The 1401-nt window shown below is 51.7% G+C and carries 13 tRNA genes and 1 rRNA gene; all 14 read left to right on the top strand.

The features are described from left to right. Window positions 1-99: ribosomal RNA gene (gene rrf / locus G4D61_RS17855) — 5S ribosomal RNA — on the top strand; the annotation flags it as partial. Window positions 100-107: 8 nt separating this feature from the next. Further along, a tRNA-Val gene (locus tag G4D61_RS17850) sits at window positions 108-183 on the top strand. Window positions 184-195: 12 nt separating this feature from the next. Then, window positions 196-271 (top strand) — tRNA-Thr (locus tag G4D61_RS17845). Window positions 272-389: 118 nt separating this feature from the next. Next, window positions 390-465 (top strand) — tRNA-Lys (locus tag G4D61_RS17840). Window positions 466-470: 5 nt separating this feature from the next. Further along, a tRNA-Leu gene (locus tag G4D61_RS17835) sits at window positions 471-552 on the top strand. Window positions 553-559: 7 nt separating this feature from the next. Continuing rightward, window positions 560-634, top strand: a tRNA-Gly gene (locus G4D61_RS17830). A gap of 10 nt (window positions 635-644) precedes the next feature. After that, a tRNA-Leu gene (locus tag G4D61_RS17825) sits at window positions 645-730 on the top strand. Between the two features lie 15 nt (window positions 731-745). Further along, window positions 746-822, top strand: a tRNA-Arg gene (locus tag G4D61_RS17820). A gap of 11 nt (window positions 823-833) precedes the next feature. Beyond that, window positions 834-907: transfer RNA gene (locus G4D61_RS17815), tRNA-Pro, on the top strand. Window positions 908-923: 16 nt separating this feature from the next. Next, window positions 924-999 (top strand) — tRNA-Ala (locus G4D61_RS17810). A 15-nt stretch (window positions 1000-1014) separates the two neighbouring features. Beyond that, a tRNA-Met gene (locus G4D61_RS17805) sits at window positions 1015-1088 on the top strand. Between the two features lie 11 nt (window positions 1089-1099). Continuing rightward, a tRNA-Ile gene (locus G4D61_RS17800) sits at window positions 1100-1176 on the top strand. A 21-nt stretch (window positions 1177-1197) separates the two neighbouring features. Continuing rightward, window positions 1198-1290, top strand: a tRNA-Ser gene (locus tag G4D61_RS17795). Window positions 1291-1307: 17 nt separating this feature from the next. Further along, window positions 1308-1381, top strand: a tRNA-Met gene (locus G4D61_RS17790). Window positions 1382-1401 lie beyond the last annotated feature (20 nt).

Here is a 1401-nt window from a genome sequence, read left to right as displayed (position 1 = left end):
GAAGGTCACACCCGTTCCCATCCCGAACACGGAAGTTAAGCTTCTCAGCGCCGATGGTAGTTGGGGGGTTCCCCCTGTGAGAGTAGGACGTTGCCGGGCTTCATGATGGAGGATTAGCTCAGCTGGGAGAGCATCTGCCTTACAAGCAGAGGGTCGGCGGTTCGAGCCCGTCATCCTCCACCATTTATAAAAATTGCCGGTCTAGCTCAATTGGTAGAGCAACTGACTTGTAATCAGTAGGTTGGGGGTTCAAGTCCTCTGGCCGGCACCATAAAAATTATATTAAAAAAGTCTTTACAAACAAAAGATAATATAGTACAATATAAATTGTCAGTCGTTAAAAAGTTATAGAAATATAATTAAGAATTGAACGTACTTAAAAGTTAGACGAGCCATTAGCTCAGTTGGTAGAGCATCTGACTTTTAATCAGAGGGTCGCAGGTTCGAATCCTGCATGGCTCACCATTTTTGCGGGTGTGGCGGAATTGGCAGACGCACCAGACTTAGGATCTGGCGCCGCAAGGCGTGGGGGTTCGACTCCCTTCACCCGCATCAATTCGCGGAAGTAGTTCAGTGGTAGAACACCACCTTGCCAAGGTGGGGGTCGCGGGTTCGAATCCCGTCTTCCGCTCCATTTAACCCTTGCCGGGGTGGCGGAATTGGCAGACGCACAGGACTTAAAATCCTGCGGTAGGTGACTACCGTACCGGTTCGACTCCGGTCCTCGGCATCATTGCTTTTATATGCGCCCATAGCTCAATTGGATAGAGCGTTTGACTACGGATCAAAAGGTTAGGGGTTCGACTCCTCTTGGGCGCGCCACTAACACAGAACGGGAAGTAGCTCAGCTTGGTAGAGCACATGGTTTGGGACCATGGGGTCGCAGGTTCGAATCCTGTCTTCCCGATCACTAGATATTAATTGGGGCCTTAGCTCAGCTGGGAGAGCGCCTGCTTTGCACGCAGGAGGTCAGCGGTTCGATCCCGCTAGGCTCCACCAATAACAAAGAATGACGGCGGCGTAGCTCAGCTGGCTAGAGCGTACGGTTCATACCCGTGAGGTCGTGGGTTCGATCCCCTCCGCCGCTATTTAAAAATTTGGACCTTTAGCTCAGCTGGTTAGAGCAGACGGCTCATAACCGTCCGGTCGTAGGTTCGAGTCCTACAAGGTCCACCACATGTCTTTATATTTTGCGATGGAGGAATACCCAAGTCTGGCTGAAGGGATCGGTCTTGAAAACCGACAGGCGGGTTACACCGCGCGGGGGTTCGAATCCCTCTTCCTCCGCCATTTGAATATTTTATTATCGCGGGGTGGAGCAGTCTGGTAGCTCGTCGGGCTCATAACCCGAAGGTCGTAGGTTCAAATCCTACCCCCGCAATCTGGTCCCGTAGTGTAGCG

This window comes from Heyndrickxia ginsengihumi (genome assembly GCF_011008565.1).
GTDB lineage: Bacteria > Bacillota > Bacilli > Bacillales > Bacillaceae_C > Weizmannia > Weizmannia ginsengihumi.
Note: the sequence above shows the minus strand (reverse complement) of the source record. Positions and strands in the feature narration are given on the sequence as shown.